The sequence below is a fragment of the Marinobacter sp. L-80 genome (assembly GCF_056859395.1).
On record NZ_JBSXOI010000055.1, the window covers coordinates 85,825 to 104,341 of the forward strand.

An 18,517-nucleotide genomic window follows, 5' to 3' on the forward strand; every position below is an offset into this window, starting at 1 on the left:
TAGACGCTGATAAAAACAAAGCCAACGGAGACGTTTCGATGAATTCGAAGAATAACATCCGAAATAGCTGTGACACTGGCGAGACCCCACCTCGCAGAAGTTTCCTCAAGACAATCGCCATGGGCGCCACTCTGGCAGGCGCAATGCTCATGGGCGCAGGTCAGGTCCAAGCTGCTACCACGTGGAAAATCCAGTCGACCTGGGACGCGGGTACGGTGGGCTACACGCTCTTCGAGGAGTGGTGTAAGAGTATTGAGGCCAAGTCCGGCGGAGAGCTCAAGTTCCAGTGCTTCCCGGCCAAGGCGGTTGCTGCCGACAACAACGCGCTGTTTGACGCTGTTCGTAACGGCGTGCTGCAGGGTATGAACCCGTTCACCCTGTACTGGGCGGGCAAGATCCCTGCCTCTGTGTTCCTGTCTTCCTACCCAGCGGGTCCGGATCAGCCCCATCAGTGGGACACCATGTTCTACTCCATGGGTATGCTCGAGAAGACCCGGGAAATCTACAAGAAGTTCGGCCTGTTCTACGTTGGCCCGATCCAGCACGATGCCAACATCATCCATTCCAAGCAGCCGGTAAACAGTCTTGACGACCTGAAAGGTATGAAGATCCGCGTACCCGGAGGCATGGTTGCCGAGGTTTTCCAGCAGTTTGGCGTGTCCACGGTCAGTCTGCCGGGCTCGGATATTTTCCCGGCTCTCGAAAAAGGCACCATTGACGCGGCGGACTTTGTAGGTCCTGCGGTCAACTACGAGCTGGGCTTCTCCCAGGTTACTGACTACATCATCTTTGGACCTCCCGGCGTGATGTCTATCTACCAGCCGGTGGACCTGATGGATCTGACCGTCAGTCTGCGTGCCTGGAACTCTATCTCGCCTGAGCTTCAGCAGCTGGTTGAGGACGAGGTTCGGATCTACTCCCAGAAGCACTACCTGGCCATCCAGGCGCGCAACATCGAGGCGATGGAGAAGTTCAAGGCGGATGGCGACACGGTTACCCGCCTGAGCCAGGAAGATCTGGAAACCTGGCGTAAAGCTGCGATCCCCATCTGGTTCAACTGGGCCAACAAGAATGATGACGCGCGCGCCATCCTGGATATCCAGCTGAAGTACATGATGAACGACACGGTTGGCTACATAACCGAAGAAGACATCAAGGGCTTCTGAGTTCCAAAGCTCAAATAAAAAACGACACACGAGGAAGGCAGGGTTAGCCGACTAAGGATTAGCCCTCCCTTCCTCGCTCTTTGATCTGGGTGGTAACAACATGTCTGATCTGAGTTCCTTTGGCTTTGTTTTGCCGCACTGGTTCTACTGGGGCTGGCTTGCGGTAATGCCATTGCTCATGATGGCTTGGGATAAGTGGAGCAGTAAGCACGGCGGAGATGACGCCGAGCCCGAGAAAACGGTTTCCGAGCTGCAGTCTGAAGAAGATGATCCTCTTGCTCACTTTGAGTACGAGGGTAACTGGTTTACGAAAATCGTTGACTGGATGTGCGAGAAGTCAGGTCTTTTCGTTGCGTTCTGGACCATCAACGCCGTGCTTTTCTATTTCTTTGAAGTGGTGATGCGATACATCTTTAACATGCCAACGATCTGGGTGCATGAGGCCAGCTTCCTGATCTTCGGTATGCAGTACATCCTTGCCGGTGCCTTTGCGCTGTTGCACGGAGCGCACGTTCGGGTAGACGTCGTCTACAACTTCCTGCCGGTTCGCGGGCGCGTGGGCATGGATATTTTCACCTCCATGTTCTTCTTCATATTTGCAGCCGTTCTGGCCACCACATCCTGGACCTTCTTCCAGGACTCCCTGATGATGCAAGAGACCACTGTCGAGACCTGGGGTATCCAGTATTACCCCGTGAAAGGCGTGATGTTTGTGGGCGCAATCCTGTTGCTGCTCGCCGGCTTTTCGAAGCTGCTTAAAGACATCGTACTGTTCATCCGTCTCGGTCAGGAGCGCACATCATGAGTACAACAACTGCAGCGCCCAGCAGCGGCATGGCCGGAAAACTGGGTACATGGTTAATGATCATCGCCACCGTGGGTCTGGCGTTTGTCATCTGTGTTGAACTGATCAACATTCTCTTTTATGACCCATGGAGTGATGACAAATTCCTCTTCAAGCTCTCGGGTAGCTTGTCCGGCGTCGAAATCGGGCCGTTGACTTACCTGATGTTTGGATCTCTGGCTGTCGCCCTGATGATGGGGCTGCCGCTTGCTTTCGTGACCGGTGGTCTTGGTGTCATGTTCATCTACCTGGTGGGTGACGCCATGATGTTGAACATTGTCCCCGGCCGGATCTTCCCGTTGATGGCAAACCCCGACATTGCTGCGATCCCTCTGTTCATCTTCATGGCGTCGATGCTTGAACGCGCGGGCCTGATCGAAGAAATGTTCAGCGTGGTTTACAAGTGGATGGGCGGCATCAGTGGCGGCCTTGCTGCTGCAACCATTGTCGCCTCTACGATTCTGGCTGCGATGGTCGGTGTTATCGGTGCCGCCGTTGTCACCATGGGCATTATCGCACTGCCGGCCATGTTGAAACGTCATTACGACCACAAGATTGCCATCGGCTCCATCATGGCGGGTGGAACCCTGGGTATCCTCATTCCGCCTTCGATTCTGGCCATTCTGTATGCCGTTGTTGCACAGCAGTCTGTGGGCGAGCTTTATCTGGGCTCTCTGTTGCCCGGTCTGATGCTCTCCGGTCTGTACCTGACTTATGTTCTGGTGCGCAGCTGGCTGAATCCGAAGCTGGGCCCGCCCATTCCGGTGGAAGACCGGATCAGTCTGAAAGAAAAGCTCAAGCTTCTGGGCAACCTGATTGCACCCCTTGCACTGGTTGGTCTGGTTCTGGGCCTGCTTTTCGGTGGTATTGCCACGCCGGTTGAAGCGGCTGGTATCGGTTCGTTCGGTGCCATTATCGTTGCGATGATGCACAAGAAGTTCTCGATTGCCGGCCTTCGCGAAGCCTCCGTGACCACGGCCAAGGCGTCTGCCATGGTTCTGTGGATCATGTTCGGTGCATCGGTATTCGTCGGTTTCTACATCCTCCAGGGTGGTCAGCAGTTTGTCACCGACGCCATACTTGGAACCGGCATGTCGGCGTACGGGATCCTGCTCCTGCTGATGGTCTTGCTGGTGGTTCTGGGTATGTTCCTTGACTGGGTTGGTATCCTGCTGCTGGCAGTGCCCATCTTCATTCCGATTGTGAAGGCGCTGGAATTCCCTGGCTTGTTCGGCTTCCCGCCGGTAGCCGGTGACGACGTGGTGCTCTGGTTCGGTGTGTTGTACCTGGTGAACATGCAGATGTCTTTCCTGAGTCCGCCGTTTGGTTACGCACTGTTTTACATCCGCGGCGTTTGTCCTCCGGAAATCTCCATGGGTACCATCTTCAAGTCTTCCCTGGTGTTCCTGGCGATTCAGGCGTTCGGACTGTTCATGTGTGTCCTGATCCCCGGCATCGTAACCTGGCTGCCAGGGCTGGTTTACGGTTAATCAAATCAAGGAGTAAAGCTTTATGTTGACGATCAAACGACTGGACCTTGCCGAGGCGCGCATCCTCATTGAGGGCGCGGCTGAAAAGGCCCGTGAAATCGGTGTGCCCATGTGCATCGCTGTGGTGGACGAATCCGGCAATCTGGTGGCCTTCGAGCGCATGGACGGCGGCAAGATCACCAGTGTGACCATTGCCCAGGACAAGGCCTTCACGGCGGCTGCGGCCAAGAAAGCCACCCATGACTACAACAAGGTGAACGTGCCCGGCAGTCTCGCTTTCGGTATCCACACCGAAGTTGGCGGGCGCATCAGCTCTGTTGGCGGTGGTCTGCCGGTGATCGTCGACGGCGAAGTGGTGGGTGGTATCGGAATCAGTTCCGGTACCCCCCAGCAGGATATGGACTGTGCCCAGGCCGGTCTTGACCACTTTGAAACAAAACGCGGTTGATGACTGTCACACTGACGTAATTCGAACCCAGAGAGTGCTATGACTACCAAGCCGAAAGTCAGCAAAGCCGAGCTGGCGGAGCAGTTCCGGGCGTTTATCGACCCGGACTACGTCATCACCGATGACGAAACCATGAAGCCCTACGAATGCGACGGCATGTCGATGTATTGCGAAATGCCGTTGCTGGTGGTGCTGCCGGAAACCGTTGAACAGGTGCAGCGGGTGATGCGCATCTGTAACGAGAACGCGGTACCTGTGGTGGCCCGTGGAGCCGGAACGGGACTCAGTGCCGGTGCCATGCCCAACAAGGAGGGCGTGGTACTGTCGCTGGCCAAGTTCAATCGCATCGTGGAGATTGATCCGCTGGCCCGAACGGCAAGACTGCAGCCCGGGGTGCGAAACCTCGCCATCAGCGAAGAAGCGGCCCAGTACGGTCTGTATTACGGGCCAGATCCTTCCTCGCAGATCGCCTGCACCATTGGCGGTAACGTGGCCGAGAACTCGGGCGGCGTGCATTGCCTCAAGTACGGTCTGACCGTTCACAACATCCTGAGCGTGGAAATGGTCACCGCCGAGGGTGATGTCGTGACCGTGGGCAGTGATGGTCTGGACGGCTGTGGGATGGACCTGCTTGCGCTGATGACCGGCTCCGAGGGGCTGCTGGGTGTGGTGACGGAAGTCAAAGTGAAGCTGTTGCCGAAACCCGAAGTAGCCCAGGTTGTCATGGCCGGGTTTGATGACGTGCAGAAAGGTGGTGACGCCGTGGGCGGGATTATCTCCCACGGCATTATCCCTGGTGGCCTTGAAATGATGGATGGCCACGCCATCATCGCAGCGGATGACTTCGCCCAGGCCGGCTACCCGCGGGACGCCAAGGCGTTGTTGCTCTGTGAAGTGGACGGCACCGAGGAGGAAGTTCACGAACACATTGCCCAGGCCGAAGAAGTCTTCCGAAAGCTGGGTGCCACTTCGGTTCGGACCTCTCAGAGCGAGGAAGAGCGAGCCCTGCTGTGGAAAGGCCGTAAGTCTGCGTTCCCGGCCGTGGGCCGGATTTCACCGGACTACTACTGCATGGACGGTACCATTCCCCGTCGTGAGATCGCCTATGTTCTGACGGAAATGGAGAAGATGTCCGAGGAGTTTGGTCTGCGCGTCGCCAACGTGTTCCATGCCGGCGATGGCAACCTGCACCCGCTGATCCTGTTTGATGCGAATGTGCCCGGCGAATTCGAGCGCACGGAGGCCTTCGGTTCACGCATCCTGGAAATGTGTGTGGAGGTAGGTGGCTGCATTACCGGTGAACACGGCGTTGGCGTTGAAAAGATTCGCCAGATGGCAGTGCAGTTCAACGATGAGGAGCTCCAGCAGTTCCACGACGTAAAGGCCGCGTTTGATCCCGCCGGTATCCTGAACCCGGGCAAGGGCGTACCGGCCCTTCGGTTCTGCCAGGAATACCGCTCCCTTGAGCACAAACAACACACGCACGAACATACGGAAGCCGCCCATGGCTGATATTTCCCAACAGTTGAAGGAGCAGGTGCTCCAGGCCCGGGAGAGCGGGCACAAACTCAATATTGTCGGCGGTGGCACCAAGGCCTTTATGGGCCGGGAAGCCGACACCGATGCCGGAACCCTCAACGTGGGCGAGCATACCGGTATCGTTGACTATCACCCGGTGGAGCTTGTTTTGACCGTCCGTGCCGGTACGCCGCTGAGCGAAATCGAGGCGACTCTGGCTGAAGAAGGTCAGTGCCTGCATTTTGAGCCACCCCATTTTGGTGCCGCCTCCACCATCGGCGGCACCCTGGCCTGTAACCTTTCCGGTCCGGGACGCCCCTGGGCCGGCTCGGTGCGTGACCAGGTGCTGGGTATCCGGCTGCTCAATGGCAAGGGCGAACATCTTCGCTTTGGTGGTCAGGTCATGAAAAACGTGGCCGGCTATGACGTATCACGTCTTCAGGCCGGTGCCCTGGGAACTCTGGGCGTAATCACTGAAATCAGCATGAAAGTGATGCCGAAACCGGCCGCTTCCCTGACCCTGGTTCAGGAAATGGGCATGGACGAGGTGGTTCACTATATGAACAGCCGGGCGGCCGAGCCCAAGCCCATCACCGCCGCCTGCTGGGTGGACGGCAAGGTTTACCTGCGCCTGGCCGGTGCGAAATCCGGTGTGGAAGCCACCGCTGAAAAGTGGTCCGGCGAAGTGATGGAAGAGGGCGACCACTTCTGGCGACAGGTGCAGGATATGCGTCACGAATTTTTTGCCGGTAACGACGTGCCTTTATGGCGCTTCTCCGTTGGTTCGACAGCTGCCACACCGAAACTGGAAGGTAACTGGTTTATCGACTGGGCCGGTTCCCAGCGCTGGTTCCGTGGCGCCGGTGAGCTGAAAGATCTGGAGCCTGCGGCCCGAGCTGCCGGTGGCCAGGTCAGCCTGTTCCGTGGTGGCGATCGCACCGGTGAGGTGATGCATCACCAGCCGGAGGCCCTGAAGGGCATTCAGCGCCGCATCAAGAATGCCTTTGATCCGGACAATATCTTCAATCCCGGACGTTTATACAGCTGGTTGTAATTATGCAGACGAATCTGGTTCAACAATTTGCTAACACCAAGGAAGGCCAGGAAGCCGAGTCGATCCTGAGGGCCTGTGTGCATTGTGGCTTTTGCACCGCGACCTGCCCGACCTATCAGGAACTGAACGATGAGCGTGATGGTCCTCGTGGCCGGATCTACCTGATGAAGATGTTCCTGGAAGGGGCGGAAGTTACCGAGAAAACCCGCGAGCACCTGGACCGCTGCCTGACTTGCCGCAGCTGTGAGACCACCTGTCCGTCCGGTGTCCAGTATGGGCGTCTGGTGGACATCAGCCGCGGTCTGATGGAAAAGGAGATGCCCAGGGAGCCGAAAGACAAGTGGCTGCGCTGGGCCCTGGCGCGGGTGATTCCCAACCGCCAGTTGTTCGGTGTTCTGCTTCGTCTGGGGCAGGTTTTCCGCCCGGTATTACCGGAAAAACTGCGCACCAAGGTGCCGCCCAGAAAGCAGGCCAGCCCCTGGCCTGCAGCCAGTCACAGCCGTATTGTGCTGGCACTGGCCGGTTGCGTGCAGCCTTCGGCCACTCCGAATACCAATGCAGCCGCCGCCCGGGTTCTGGATCGGCTCGGCATTACCATGGTGGAAGCCCCGGAGGCTGGCTGCTGTGGTGCCGTGAATTATCACCTTTCCGAGCACGAGAAAGGCCTGGAAAGAATGCGCCAGAACATTGATGCCTGGTGGCCCGCTATCGAGGCGGGTGCTGAGGCAATCATCATGACGGCTTCCGGTTGCGGGGCGATGGTTCAGGATTACGGTCATCTGTTGAAGGACGATCCGGTCTATGCCGCCAAGGCCCAGAAGGTGAGCGAACTGTGCACCGATCTCGGCGCCTTTTTGCTGAAACAGGATCTGGAAAAGCTCAAGGTCCGGCAGGACCCGGGCAAGGTGGCATTCCATTGTCCCTGCACCCTGCAGCACGCAATGAAGCAGAACGGTGTGGTGGAGCAGGTGCTGACACGGGCGGGTGTTAACCTGGCTGCGACCAAGGACAAGCACCTTTGCTGTGGGTCTGCGGGCACCTATTCGGTGACCCAGCCGGAGATGAGCCAGAAGCTGCTTGGTAACAAACTGAAGGCTTTGACCGTCGACAATCCGGACCGCATCGTGACCGCCAATATCGGTTGCCAGATGCACCTGGAAACCAAGTCGCCGGTGCCGGTGCAGCACTGGATCGAGCTTCTCGACCAGTAAAACCGAAATCGGGGTCGGATGAGGTGTTCATCTGGCCCCTAGCCTATCTGCCCCCAAGCCCGGGGCTTTTTTCGCTATACTGCCCCACCAAATTACCGAACCACAGGGAGTGGAACCGTATGCCAAGGATGATGGCTGGTCTTGTTTTGTCTTTATTTCTCACTTCAGCAGTCAGTGCCGAGGTATACACCTGGATAGACAGCCGGGGCGTAGCGCATTTTTCCGATTACCCGCCGGGAGAAATTCCCCATAAGCAGCTTGACGTGCAGGCGCCTGTCACGGTGCCGATGTCCGAGAATCTCGGGCAAGGCAAACGCGTGTCAGGAATCCGCAAAGAGGTTGAAGGCCTGCTTGCCTCCGGTCGCCCGACGGGCTCCGGAGCAACGGCAAAAGAAAAGGCCGATGCCGAGCTGGAGAAGACCTGCGCAACCTATAGAAGCAAACTGGAGCGGATCCAGTCTAAACTGCGGGCGGGCTATAGCAACGACCGGGGGAACAGTCTCCGGCAGCAGCGCAGGACGCTCAGCCAAAAGCTGAGCCGCGAGTGCATCCTGCGCTGATTCAGGCTGATATCAGGCGCGCTTGAAGCTGGCCAGGGCGACAGCGGCGGTCACAAACAGGCCGCCAAATACGCGGTTCATCTGCCGCTGGCGCCGGGCTGTGGTCATAAACCGGAACAGCTGGCTTGCCAGCAGGGCGTAGCCGAGCATTACCAGGCAATCCACCAGAATCAGTGTGATGCCCATGGTGAGCAACTGCGGGCCATGGGGTGCGCCTGCTACCAGAAACTGTGGAAACAGGGCCACCAGAAAGACCGTGGCCTTGGGGTTGGTGAGGTTCACGAACACGGCATTCCAGAACCGCTTGTACCCGCTAACGGGCTGACGGTCATCGTCCATGGATTCCATCACAGGCTCTCGCCATTTAGAAATGCCCAGCCAGATCAGGTAGGCAACACCCAGCCATTTGATAACCGACAGGGCGATGTTGGAGGACGCGATGATGGCGCCGAGGCCGGCACCCACCAGCAGAATCTGGATGCCAAAACCAAGCTGCAGCCCCATGATTGCCGGCAGCGATCGGCGAACGCCGTAACGCATACCATTACTCATGGTATTGATCGCCCCTGCACCCGGGGACACACTGATCAGAACGGCTGCAACAAGGAAGGTCAGCCAGGCTGCAAGTGACATGATTTACGCTCCCGAAAAAGCCAACAGATACACGGTATAAGCCACGAAGGCAAGTAGCAGGGCGCTCCCTTCAAACCGGTTGACACGTCCGGGCCCGCGGAAGCCATAGCACATGGCAAACAGAACCAGGGTGAGGGCAGCCATTACCGGGAAGTCACGGGTGAGCACTTCTGGCGCCACCGGCATGGGGGCAATCAGTCCTGCAATCCCCACGACGGCAAGGGTGTTAAACAGGTTGGAACCCAGAATGTTGCCCAGGGCCAGATCATGCTCTCCTTTGCGGGCGGCAATGATGGATGAGGCAAGTTCCGGAAGTGATGTACCAACGGCCACGATGGTCAGGCCGATAACCAGATCGCTGATGCCAAAGGTGGTCGCCAGATCAACCGCACCCCACACCAGTATGCGGGAGCTGATAATCAACAGCAGCAGTCCGACCACCAGCCATAAAATGGCTTTGCGCACTGGCATTGCGTTCACTTCTTCGGTCATCTCTGTAGCGAGAGCATCGTCTGGTTGCCGAAGGCCCTGGTAGATGCTCCAGCCAATCAGTACAACGAAAGCCAGCATCAGACCGATGGCATCCATCCGGCTCAGATCTCCGTCCCACAGTTGCCAGCCGGCAAAGGCGGTGACCAGAATGAGAATGGGTAGCTCCTTTCGCATGACCTGGGAGTGAACGGCGATCGGCGCCAGCAGGGCTGTGATGCCCAGAATCAACGCAATGTTGGTGATATTTGAGCCATAGGCGTTGCCCAGAGCCAGACCGGGATTACCCTGCGAGGCCGCCAGTGCAGACACGGCCATCTCTGGCGCAGACGTGCCGAAACCCACCACAACCATACCGATGAGCAGTGGTGGCGTACCGAAGTGGCTGGCTGTGGTAGCCGAGCCTTCCACAAATTTGTCCGCACTCCACACCAGCAGAATCAGGCCTGCAATGATCGCCCCAATGGCCATCAGCATTTCAATCACTCCTTGTCATCAATTGCCGTCTCGGCAGCGCAAGGATTAATGGTGCCACAGGTTCCGGCAATAGGTACAAATGCGCTTCGACCATAAAACCGATCCCGCTGTAATTGATTTCAATCAACCCTCGTATGGCCGCAGCAATGTTAGTTTGGTTAAACATTGATCAGGAAAGGAGTTGATGACATGGCAAATGGAAATCAAAGCATCGTAGTCGCGTGTGACGGTTCGGAGCATTCATCACACGCCGCCAAAATGGCAGCAGAGTTTGCCAAAGCGACGAGCCAGCCACTCAAACTGCTTGCCGTCTTCCCCGGTACCAAGCTCGAGAGACTGATCGTAAGTGGCATACCGCAGAGTGACATTGACGAACAAGCCAGCGAATACGGACGCAAGGCATTTGATGCCGCGAAGCAGGCGGTAAGCGGGATTGTTGAGCCGGCGGAAGAAGTCCTGCTAAAGGGTGATCCGGCCAAGGAAATCGTCGAGTACCTCGATGAACATCCCGGCTCCCATATGTTTCTGGGGCGCCGCGGCGACTCTACGTTGAGAAGCCTCACTCTTGGCAGTGTGAGCGAGAAGGTCGTCAGGCATGCCCATCGTCCGGTGACGGTGGTTAGTGAGTAACCGGCAAAACTTGGTAGACTCTCCAAAGCCCGCATGAAGCGGGCTTTTCCATTCCTGATCCTCAATGCCCTCCATGTTTTGCCACAATTCATGCGAAAAACAACCGAGATAGCTCTGTGCCAGAGACCTTATGCTGACCGGGTGAATTCAACGAAACGAGGTGGCTATGAAGACTGCAGAGTTGATTGAGAAGTGGCTTGATAAGTGCGACCTGGCGAGACTGGCCCAGGAGCGCTACGAAGAAGATCCGAGCCCCACCAATTACTCGGAACTGAAAAGGGCCATGTGTGAGCGACGGTTGATGGAAGAGCGCATTGATCCCAGGACTAGCAATGCCCAAAGAATCCCAGCATGAGTCGGCTTTCTAGGGCGTCAGAAACAACAAAACCCGCACAAGGCGGGTTCTGTCTGAATTCTTAATGGTGCCCGGAGCAGGCACTGGCGCTGGCAAAAGCCAGTGACCGGGCCCGGAAGGCCGGTGCCTTTACCGGCCCTTTGATGGGCTTGCCGGTATCGGTGAAAGACCTGTTCGGTGTGCCGGGACTGCCCATTCACGCCGGCTGTGCCCGGCCATTACCGGAAAGATGGCAGGCAGCAGGGCCTGTGATCAAAGCGCTAAGCGCCCAGCTGGCACCGGTGATGGGGAAAACCCATTGTGTGGAACTGGCGTTCGGCGGGCTTGGTACCAACAGCCACTGGGGAACGCCGGCAAACCCCTGGGAAAAACAGGTTCACCGTGTGCCGGGTGGTTCCAGTTCGGGTGCCGGGGTGTCGCTGGTTAACGGAACAGCGGCGCTGGCGTTGGGGACCGACACCGCCGGGTCCATCCGGGTGCCAGCCAGCATGACAGGCGTAGCAGGGTTGAAGCTGACAGCCGGGCGCTGGCCCACCCAACAGATTGTTCCGCTGTCCCACACGCTGGATACACCGGGATTAATGGCCCGGCGGGTTGATGATCTGGACTATGCTTTTCGCGCTCTTGATCCGGTTGTCAGCAAGCAGCGGGTGGTGCACACAAGCGCTTCCGAGTTGGCTGACCTGACATTCGGCGTACCAGCTGCATTCTTTTGGGAAAACTGCAGCCCCGGTATTGCGGAAGCGGTGGAGGCAGCGCTTAAGGTGATTGAGCGTGCGGGCGCACGCCTGGTGCCTTTTGAGCTGCCAGGTGTGGAACAGATTCATGAATTATTCCTGAAGGGTGGGGTGGCCGCACCCGAGCTGGCCGCCTTAATTCGAGAAGACATGCCGGAAATTGTGGCCTCGCTGGACCCCAATGTGGCGGCGAGGTTGCACACGGCCGAAGAGCTGCCAGCCTGGGAGTATATTCAACGCCTGCAGGTGATGACACGACTCTCCGCCGAGGCAGCCAGTCAGATGCAGCAGGTTGATGCCGTCCTGACCCCGACCGTCACCCTCACCCCGCCCACTGTGGATAGCCTGAAAGATCCAAAGGCCTACACGGCTGCCAATATGCAGGCCCTGCGTAACACAGCAATCGGCAATTATCTGGGGCTTTGTGGGCTGAGTTTGCCGGTCGGGCTGGACAAAGCCGGGTTGCCGGTAGGTATGCAGGTTTTGAGCAGGCCATGGCAGGAGGAGCGCCTGCTGGGTATTGGTCAGGCCATTGAACGTAGCATCGGGTGCGGCCCTGATACACTCGGGCATCATTGCTGAGCGTTATTGGATGAACTTGATGAATCAGAGGTTTGCTTGACTGCTTTAAATGTTCTGATGATTGGTGCCGGTGGCATCGGTGGCTACTATGCGGCAAAGCTGGCGCAAGCGGGCCATAACATCGTCCTGTCTGCCCGGGGCGAGCACCTTGAAGCCCTGCAGGCAAACGGGCTGGTCGTTGATTATGAGGGGGCTGTCACTCACCACGATCTGCCGGCGTTTGATCACCAGGCTCTGATGAGAACGTGCCGGGCGGATGATTTCGACCTGATTGTCATTGCCCTGAAATCCACCGCCACGGATTCGGTGATGGTTGAGTTGTCAGAGTGGCTGCAGGGTGGCTCAGTGCCCGTGTTGTCCCTGCAAAACGGGGTGGATAACGAACAGCGTATCGCCCGGGAGGTTGGTGAACAGCGAGTGCTGGGCGGTCTGGCCGTGCGCATTGGTGGTCATATCACAGAGCCTGGCAAAGTTTACGCCGAAGGCGTGGCTCAGATTGTTTTGGGGGCCTGGCCGGTACAGGCCAGGAACGACCCGCGCACCGGCCTGCTGGCGAGACTGGAGAGAGAATTCACTGAAGCTGGCATACCCACGCGTGTGACCGACGACATTCATTACGAACTGTGGCGCAAGCTGGTGATCAATAATGGCGTGAACCCGTTGTCGGCGCTGACCCACCTGGACACCCGCACTCTGACCCACCATCCGGAATTCGGAAAAATGGTGTACGGCATGATGGCGGAAACCGTCCAGGCCTCAAAGGCCGATGGCGTGAACCTGACTGAGCGTGATCTGGATGAAATGTTTGACCTGATCAGCAGCTTCAATGCCATCAAAACTTCCATGCTGGTGGACCAGGAAAAAGGCCGGCCGCTTGAGCTGGACAGCATTTCCGGTGCTGTACTTCGTCGCTGCCAAAGCCTTGGGATCGAAGCGCCCTATACCCGTACGGTGCATGCACTTCTGCAACATCGAAATGTCCGCTAACTGCTAACTCCCTTCCACTTAAAGGTTATAAGAAATCATGAATGAGCTGATGTCACAAGCCGTGGACCTGATGATTGCCGGCATGGGCTTTGTGTTTGCGTTCCTGATCATCCTGGTGTTCGCAACCACGTTCATGTCCAAACTCATCCTGCGGTTTGCGCCGCCAGAGCCGGTGACCCCGGCCAGCACCCAGCGTGCCAAGCCCAAGGCGCCCACGTCGGTTGATCCTGACACCGCCGAGGCCATCAAGAAGGCAATTGCACAATACCGGTCACGCCACAAGAAGTGACGGTGAAAGACTAGAACCTTTTAACAGAAGGCTGACACGATGACTGACACGAAAAAACCGCTGGGGATTACGGACGTAATTCTGCGCGACGCGCACCAATCCCTGCTTGCCACCCGCATGCGACTGGACGACATGCTCCCCATAGCCGAGAAGCTCGATCAGGTGGGCTTCTGGTCACTGGAATCCTGGGGTGGCGCTACCTTTGATGCCTGCATCCGCTATCTGGGCGAAGATCCGTGGGATCGCATCCGCCAGTTGAAAAAGGCCATGCCCAACACGCCCCAGCAGATGCTGCTGCGCGGCCAGAACCTGTTGGGTTACCGGCACTACGCAGACGATGTGGTAGAGCGGTTTGTCGATCGTGCTGCCGAGAACGGCATTGACGTGTTCCGTATTTTTGACGCGATGAACGACCCGCGCAACATGGACACCGCCATCAAGGCCGTTCGCAAAACCGGCAAGCACGCCCAGGGCACCATTGCCTACACCACCAGCCCCGTACACACCATCGAGAAGTGGGTGGAGCTGGCGAAAGACGTGGAATCCATGGGGGCCGACTCCATTGCCATCAAGGACATGGCCGGCCTGCTCAAGCCGTACGTGGCCTACGATCTGGTCAGCCGTCTGAAGAAAGAGCTGAAAGTGCCCGTGCACATGCAGTGCCACGCCACCACCGGCATGTCCACCGCCACCGCCCTGAAAGCCGCGGAAGCGGGCATCGACAACGTGGACACCGCCATTTCCTCCATGAGCATGACTTACGGCCATTCACCCACCGAAGCGGTGGTGGCCATCCTGGAAGGCACCGACCGTGACACCGGTCTGGACCTGCACCTGCTGGAAGAAATCGCCGCCTACTTCCGCGAAGTGCGGAAGAAGTACGCCAAGTTCGAAGGCAGCCTGCGTGGTGTGGACTCCCGCATCCTGATCGCCCAGGTGCCCGGTGGCATGCTCACCAACATGGAAAGCCAGCTCAAAGAGCAGAACGCCCTCGACAAGTTTGATGACGTGCTGGCGGAAATCCCGAAAGTACGTGAAGACCTGGGCTATATCCCGCTGGTGACCCCGACCTCCCAGATCGTGGGTACCCAGGCGGTACTGAACGTACTGACCGGCGAGCGCTACAAGTCCATCTCCAAGGAAACCTCCGCCATCCTGAAGGGTGAATACGGCGCAGCGCCGGCACCCTTCAACAAGGAACTGCAGGATCGCGTCCTGGATGGCGCCGAACCCATCACCTGCCGTCCGGCCGACCTGATCGAACCGGAAATGGACAAGCTGACCACCGAGCTGGAAGAACTGGCGAAAGAGAAAGGCTTCGAGCTGGCGGACCAGAAAGTGGACGACGTACTGACCTACGCCCTGTTCCCGCAGATCGGCCTGAAGTTCCTGGAAAACCGGGGCAACCCGGACGCCTTTGAGCCGGTGCCGAGCGCCGACGACATGGCGCCGGCCAAAAAGTCTGAAGGCCCGGAAACCTACACCGTGGAAGTGAACGGCCAGAAGTACGTGGTGGCCGTGAGCGAAGGCGGTGAGATCACCCAGATTGAAGGGCAGGGCGGTGCCTCGGCTCCGGCTGCGGGCAACGTGCCGGCGGCCGGTGAAGGCGAGCCGGTGACGGCACCGCTGGGCGGTAACATCTGGAAAGTGGAAGTGTCGCCGGGTGACCAGGTTGAGGAAGGCGATGTGCTGATCATCCTGGAAGCCATGAAAATGGAAACCGAGGTGCGGGCCCCGAAAGCCGGCACCGTGGGTGAAATCTTCATCAAGGTCGGTGATGCCGTCGCTGTTGATGATGAAATGCTGACAATCGCATAAGGGCCAGCATTCCATGGATAAATTAATGACGCTGTGGACAGCCAGTGGCCTGTTCAACATAGAGATCGGGCAGGTGGTGATGATCGCCATCGGCCTGCTGCTCCTGTACTTGGCGATTGCCAAGAAATTCGAGCCGTTGCTGCTGGTGCCGATTGGCTTCGGCGGCATTCTGGCGAACATTCCCGAAGCGGGGCTGGCCCTGACGGCGGCCGAGAACGCCATCCACTTCGCCCTGAAAGACGGCGGCTCGCAGATTCTGGCGGCGCTGGCCGCGCCACTGGACGTGAGCTACCAGGCCGGGCAGGCGATCACGCCGGAATTGAAAGACGCCTTCAAAGAGGCCGTGAAAGAAGCCAGCTACTCTGAAATGGCCATGGCTAATTCGATTGCCCAGGATTACGGCTACGGCAGCGGCATGCTGTACAACTTCTACTCGGTGGTGATTGGCAGTACCGTCGGCCCGCTGCTCATTTTCATGGGCGTGGGGGCGATGACGGACTTTGGCCCGCTGCTGGCGAACCCGAAAACCCTGCTGCTGGGCGCCGCCGCCCAGTTCGGTATCTTCGGTACCGTGATCGGCGCGGCCCTGCTGGATTGGTTCGGCATTCTGGATTTCACCATCCTGGAAGCCGCCGCCATTGGCATCATTGGGGGTGCGGATGGCCCGACGTCGATCTACGTATCGAGCGTGCTGGCGCCGCATCTTCTCGGCGCTATCGCGGTCTCGGCCTACGCCTACATGGCGCTGGTGCCGATGATCCAACCGCCGATTATGAAGGCGCTGACCTCCCAGAAAGAGCGCGCCATCAAGATGAGCCAGCTGCGTCCGGTCACCCGCAAGGAGAAGATTTTCTTCCCGATTGTGGTGCTGATTGCCGTGGTGCTGTTCCTGCCGGATGCGGCGCCGCTGCTGGGCATGTTCTGCTTCGGTAACCTGATGCGCGAGTGTGGCGTGGTGGAGCGTTTGAGCGATACCGCCCAGAACGCGCTGATCAACATCGTGACCATTTTCCTGGGTCTGTCGGTGGGTTCCAAGCTGATGGCCGACAAGTTCCTGGACGCTCAGACGCTGGGCATTCTGGCATTGGGCATTGTTGCCTTTGGTGTCGGCACCGCCACCGGTGTGTTGATGGCCAAGCTGATGAACAAGCTGACCAAGGAACAGATCAACCCGCTGATTGGCTCGGCCGGTGTTTCCGCCGTGCCCATGGCGGCGCGGGTGTCCAACAAGGTGGGCCTGGAGGCCAATCCGCAGAACTTCCTGCTGATGCACGCCATGGGGCCGAACGTGGCCGGTGTGATTGGCTCTGCGGTGGCAGCGGGTGTGATGATCAAGCTGTTGGGTTAACCAAATTTCCCGAGAGGATTCTAATGAGTAAAAGTGGCGAATTTCGCCCTGTTAGCGAGTCTCAGATTGTACTTAAGGAACTGATGGTTCCTTCCTATGAAAATTTTGGCGGCAAGGTTCACGGCGGGGTGGTGCTGTCCCTGATGGACAAGATCGCCTACGCCTGCGCGGCCTCGCATTCCAAGTGCTATTGCGTCACGGCGTCGGTCGATAAAGTGGACTTCCTGAACCCGGTGGAAGTGGGGGAGATTCTGACCCTGTACTCGTCTGTGAACTATACCGGCAAGTCATCGATGGAAATTGGTATTCGGGTGGAGTCTGAGAACTTCCAGACGGGCGTTATTCGTCACACCAACACGTCTTACTTCACCATGGTTGCTTTGAATAGAGATACAAAATCTCCCGAAGCTATACCAGGGCTGCTACTCGAAAGTGACGAAGAGATTCGCCGTTTCCTGGAGGGGCGTTTGCGGCGCAAGGTTCGAAAGCTGCAGCGGCACGAGCTGGAGCAGGCCAGAAGCGAGATTGACTACGATATTGACGAGCGTTCTCTGGAAGGTGAAAACTGCAAGATTGCTGCTGGCTGACGGTCTGTGCTGACAACGTGGAATCTGGTTCATAAAGTCCAGGATAAAGAGAGCGTTCCAAAGCTGAAGTTGTCTTTGTGTTGATCTCCTGCTCCTGTGGTAGTGCGTAGTGTCAGGGCGGCTTGCAGATTGTTCCACTGCCAGGTGCCCCCCACTCCGATTTGGCTAATAATGGGGTCATTGTCGAATCGGTAAGGGGCGGCATGCTCCTCAATGTAGGAATAGGGGGTGTATTCCACCCCGGCTCCTATGAACACAGACCAGCTGCTTTCTGTATTGCTGAATGACCCCGGTAGGGCAATGGAGGTGGAGCTCCCTGCGTAGTCCGGAGCAAAGTTCATTGGCAGGTTGTGGCCGATACGCCATATCAGGCCGGTCTGCACAGAGGTCTGGAATGTTGACAGCATGGCCGAGCCTATCGCAGATACCTGTTGCTCGACCTCCCCCTTGCTTCCCAGCTGCAGAAGTTTCCGGCCATGAATAGCCTGCACGCCACCTACCACGTCAGTACCGAGTTGGTACTCCCATCCTCTTGGACGTTCGCTGCCGGTTACTTTGTGCACCCATTTCTGCGTAGCTTCTGCACCGCTCTCTGGCCCAACAACTCCCAGGTGTAACCCAGCGCCGGTGATTTGATCGGCACGCCAGCTCCAAAGCGAGCTGCTTAAGGAAAGATAGCCCGCGTAGGGAAGGTCGTCATATTGCGGTTCAGGATTTGAAATGTTCTTGGGCGTAACAATTAGCTGACGCAGGCTGAAACTGGTTGCGTGCTGATTTGATTCGTCGTCTATTCCAGGCAGAAATGCCAGGTGGTCCCTAACAGCTGCGGCGAAACCTGAAGATTCCCGTTCAGGCCCCTCGGACGGGGTGTTCAGGTAGGAAATTCGCCCGCCATTGGTGTACCCCTGATCACTGCCGAGGAAAAGGTCGTTATCCCAGGAAAAATTAATAACATCAGCGCTGGCGGGCGCAGAGTTGTGAGTGAATGCTAAAAAAACAATGGTTGCGAATAATGAGGATCGAGGCATGCAATCGAAGGTGGTTTGGGTTGAGAGGGATGAGGCCATAACCCTGTATGAAAAGGCTGACTCTATAAGCTAATTAACGATACGTGTACTAACTATAAATTTTAGCGTATATCGATCCTTGAAGCTAACAGAGCTTTTTGGCAGAGGTGTTCAATAAAATTGAGGCTTCACGATTTTTATGTGTTGGCTGTGCCAAACGGCAACGGTATTTGTCATGTCTCTGGCGGCGTGGTCTGGTGTTGCGCTGGTTGGGCAACTTGCGATCT

Annotated in this window: 18 protein-coding genes and 1 pseudogene; 16 read left to right on the plus strand and 3 right to left on the minus strand. The window is 57.5% G+C overall.

Annotated features, from left to right (window positions below; translation table 11 throughout):
* Positions 1-119: 119 nt before the first annotated feature.
* The 8 genes from dctP (at position 120) to AC13E3_RS07195 (ending at position 8,291) form a co-directional block, all read left to right on the plus strand.
* Positions 120-1,166 (plus strand): TRAP transporter substrate-binding protein DctP, encoded by a 1,047-nt coding sequence (dctP, locus tag AC13E3_RS07160; RefSeq protein WP_008169277.1) that lies wholly within the window; start codon positions 120-122, stop codon positions 1,164-1,166.
* A gap of 100 nt (positions 1,167-1,266) precedes the next feature.
* The gene (locus AC13E3_RS07165; protein ID WP_008169278.1) at positions 1,267-1,971 is read left to right on the plus strand and encodes a TRAP transporter small permease subunit; all 705 of its coding nucleotides are present in this window, start codon (positions 1,267-1,269) and stop codon (positions 1,969-1,971) included.
* Positions 1,968-3,500, plus strand: coding sequence for a TRAP transporter large permease (locus AC13E3_RS07170; RefSeq protein WP_008169280.1), 1,533 nt, complete (start codon positions 1,968-1,970; stop codon positions 3,498-3,500). The genes AC13E3_RS07165 and AC13E3_RS07170 overlap by 4 nt, the downstream gene beginning before the upstream one ends.
* Positions 3,501-3,522: 22 nt before the next feature.
* Positions 3,523-3,948, plus strand: coding sequence for a GlcG/HbpS family heme-binding protein (locus tag AC13E3_RS07175; protein ID WP_008169282.1), 426 nt, complete (start codon positions 3,523-3,525; stop codon positions 3,946-3,948).
* A 39-nt stretch (positions 3,949-3,987) separates the two neighbouring features.
* Entirely contained in the window at positions 3,988-5,460 is a 1,473-nt protein-coding gene (locus tag AC13E3_RS07180; RefSeq protein ID WP_008169283.1) for an FAD-linked oxidase C-terminal domain-containing protein, read from the plus strand.
* The gene (gene glcE / locus AC13E3_RS07185) at positions 5,453-6,520 is read left to right on the plus strand and encodes a glycolate oxidase subunit GlcE (protein ID WP_008169285.1); all 1,068 of its coding nucleotides are present in this window, start codon (positions 5,453-5,455) and stop codon (positions 6,518-6,520) included. The genes AC13E3_RS07180 and glcE overlap by 8 nt, the downstream gene beginning before the upstream one ends.
* A 2-nt stretch (positions 6,521-6,522) precedes the next feature.
* The gene (gene glcF, locus AC13E3_RS07190) at positions 6,523-7,731 is read left to right on the plus strand and encodes a glycolate oxidase subunit GlcF (protein ID WP_008169287.1); all 1,209 of its coding nucleotides are present in this window, start codon (positions 6,523-6,525) and stop codon (positions 7,729-7,731) included.
* 119 nt (positions 7,732-7,850) lie between these two features.
* Positions 7,851-8,291: a DUF4124 domain-containing protein gene (locus AC13E3_RS07195; protein ID WP_008169290.1), complete on the plus strand. Its 441-nt coding sequence runs from the start codon at positions 7,851-7,853 to the stop codon at positions 8,289-8,291.
* Positions 8,292-8,303: 12 nt separating this feature from the next.
* Here AC13E3_RS07195 and rhtB read toward each other — a convergent pair whose 3' ends face one another.
* Both rhtB and AC13E3_RS07205 read right to left on the minus strand, forming a co-directional pair.
* The gene (rhtB, locus tag AC13E3_RS07200; RefSeq protein ID WP_008169293.1) at positions 8,304-8,924 is read right to left on the minus strand and encodes a homoserine/homoserine lactone efflux protein; all 621 of its coding nucleotides are present in this window, start codon (positions 8,922-8,924) and stop codon (positions 8,304-8,306) included.
* Between the two features lie 3 nt (positions 8,925-8,927).
* Positions 8,928-9,890 carry a calcium/sodium antiporter gene (locus tag AC13E3_RS07205; protein WP_008169295.1) on the minus strand — a complete coding sequence of 321 codons (963 nt, stop codon included), beginning with the start codon at positions 9,888-9,890 and terminating at the stop codon, positions 8,928-8,930.
* A 189-nt stretch (positions 9,891-10,079) separates the two neighbouring features.
* Between AC13E3_RS07205 and AC13E3_RS07210 the strand changes: the two genes are divergently transcribed.
* The 8 genes and pseudogenes from AC13E3_RS07210 (at position 10,080) to AC13E3_RS07245 (ending at position 17,223) form a co-directional block, all read left to right on the plus strand.
* Positions 10,080-10,520, plus strand: coding sequence for a universal stress protein (locus AC13E3_RS07210; protein ID WP_053113016.1), 441 nt, complete (start codon positions 10,080-10,082; stop codon positions 10,518-10,520).
* A 166-nt stretch (positions 10,521-10,686) separates the two neighbouring features.
* Positions 10,687-10,875 (plus strand): hypothetical protein, encoded by a 189-nt coding sequence (locus AC13E3_RS07215; RefSeq protein ID WP_482901859.1) that lies wholly within the window; start codon positions 10,687-10,689, stop codon positions 10,873-10,875.
* Positions 10,876-10,955: 80 nt separating this feature from the next.
* Positions 10,956-12,194, plus strand: a pseudogene (locus tag AC13E3_RS07220) (amidase); the annotation flags it as partial.
* Positions 12,195-12,230: 36 nt separating this feature from the next.
* Entirely contained in the window at positions 12,231-13,181 is a 951-nt protein-coding gene (locus AC13E3_RS07225; RefSeq protein WP_482901860.1) for a ketopantoate reductase family protein, read from the plus strand.
* A 37-nt stretch (positions 13,182-13,218) separates the two neighbouring features.
* Positions 13,219-13,470, plus strand: coding sequence for an OadG family protein (locus AC13E3_RS07230; RefSeq protein ID WP_043313092.1), 252 nt, complete (start codon positions 13,219-13,221; stop codon positions 13,468-13,470).
* Positions 13,471-13,509: 39 nt separating this feature from the next.
* Positions 13,510-15,288, plus strand: coding sequence for a sodium-extruding oxaloacetate decarboxylase subunit alpha (gene oadA, locus AC13E3_RS07235; RefSeq protein ID WP_482901861.1), 1,779 nt, complete (start codon positions 13,510-13,512; stop codon positions 15,286-15,288).
* 13 nt (positions 15,289-15,301) lie between these two features.
* On the plus strand, positions 15,302-16,636 hold the full coding sequence (locus AC13E3_RS07240; RefSeq protein WP_482901862.1) for a sodium ion-translocating decarboxylase subunit beta: 1,335 nt from the start codon (positions 15,302-15,304) through the stop codon (positions 16,634-16,636).
* 83 nt (positions 16,637-16,719) lie between these two features.
* Positions 16,720-17,223, plus strand: coding sequence for an acyl-CoA thioesterase (locus tag AC13E3_RS07245; protein ID WP_218141235.1), 504 nt, complete (start codon positions 16,720-16,722; stop codon positions 17,221-17,223).
* Positions 17,224-17,252: 29 nt separating this feature from the next.
* Here the strand turns inward: AC13E3_RS07245 and AC13E3_RS07250 are convergent, their stop codons facing one another.
* A complete protein-coding gene (locus tag AC13E3_RS07250; RefSeq protein WP_227663614.1) occupies positions 17,253-18,290 on the minus strand; it encodes a lipid A deacylase LpxR family protein in 1,038 nt (345 codons plus the stop codon).
* Between the last annotated feature and the right edge of the window lie 227 nt (positions 18,291-18,517).

Excerpts from the sequence above, each read along its gene's own strand:
- dctP (WP_008169277.1), top strand. The coding sequence starts at position 120 with ATGGGCGCCACTCTGGCAGGCGCAATGCTCATGGGCGCAGGTCAGGTC.
- AC13E3_RS07165 (WP_008169278.1), top strand. The coding sequence starts at position 1,267 with ATGTCTGATCTGAGTTCCTTTGGCTTTGTTTTGCCGCACTGGTTCTAC.
- AC13E3_RS07170 (WP_008169280.1), top strand. The coding sequence starts at position 1,968 with ATGAGTACAACAACTGCAGCGCCCAGCAGCGGCATGGCCGGAAAACTG.
- AC13E3_RS07175 (WP_008169282.1), top strand. The coding sequence starts at position 3,523 with ATGTTGACGATCAAACGACTGGACCTTGCCGAGGCGCGCATCCTCATT.
- AC13E3_RS07180 (WP_008169283.1), top strand. The coding sequence starts at position 3,988 with ATGACTACCAAGCCGAAAGTCAGCAAAGCCGAGCTGGCGGAGCAGTTC.
- glcE (WP_008169285.1), top strand. The coding sequence starts at position 5,453 with ATGGCTGATATTTCCCAACAGTTGAAGGAGCAGGTGCTCCAGGCCCGG.
- glcF (WP_008169287.1), top strand. The coding sequence starts at position 6,523 with ATGCAGACGAATCTGGTTCAACAATTTGCTAACACCAAGGAAGGCCAG.
- AC13E3_RS07195 (WP_008169290.1), top strand. The coding sequence starts at position 7,851 with ATGCCAAGGATGATGGCTGGTCTTGTTTTGTCTTTATTTCTCACTTCA.
- rhtB (WP_008169293.1), bottom strand. The coding sequence starts at position 8,924 with ATGTCACTTGCAGCCTGGCTGACCTTCCTTGTTGCAGCCGTTCTGATC.
- AC13E3_RS07205 (WP_008169295.1), bottom strand. The coding sequence starts at position 9,890 with ATGCTGATGGCCATTGGGGCGATCATTGCAGGCCTGATTCTGCTGGTG.
- AC13E3_RS07210 (WP_053113016.1), top strand. The coding sequence starts at position 10,080 with ATGGCAAATGGAAATCAAAGCATCGTAGTCGCGTGTGACGGTTCGGAG.
- AC13E3_RS07215 (WP_482901859.1), top strand. The coding sequence starts at position 10,687 with ATGAAGACTGCAGAGTTGATTGAGAAGTGGCTTGATAAGTGCGACCTG.
- AC13E3_RS07230 (WP_043313092.1), top strand. The coding sequence starts at position 13,219 with ATGAATGAGCTGATGTCACAAGCCGTGGACCTGATGATTGCCGGCATG.
- oadA (WP_482901861.1), top strand. The coding sequence starts at position 13,510 with ATGACTGACACGAAAAAACCGCTGGGGATTACGGACGTAATTCTGCGC.
- AC13E3_RS07240 (WP_482901862.1), top strand. The coding sequence starts at position 15,302 with ATGGATAAATTAATGACGCTGTGGACAGCCAGTGGCCTGTTCAACATA.
- AC13E3_RS07245 (WP_218141235.1), top strand. The coding sequence starts at position 16,720 with ATGGTTCCTTCCTATGAAAATTTTGGCGGCAAGGTTCACGGCGGGGTG.
- AC13E3_RS07250 (WP_227663614.1), bottom strand. The coding sequence starts at position 18,290 with ATGGCCTCATCCCTCTCAACCCAAACCACCTTCGATTGCATGCCTCGA.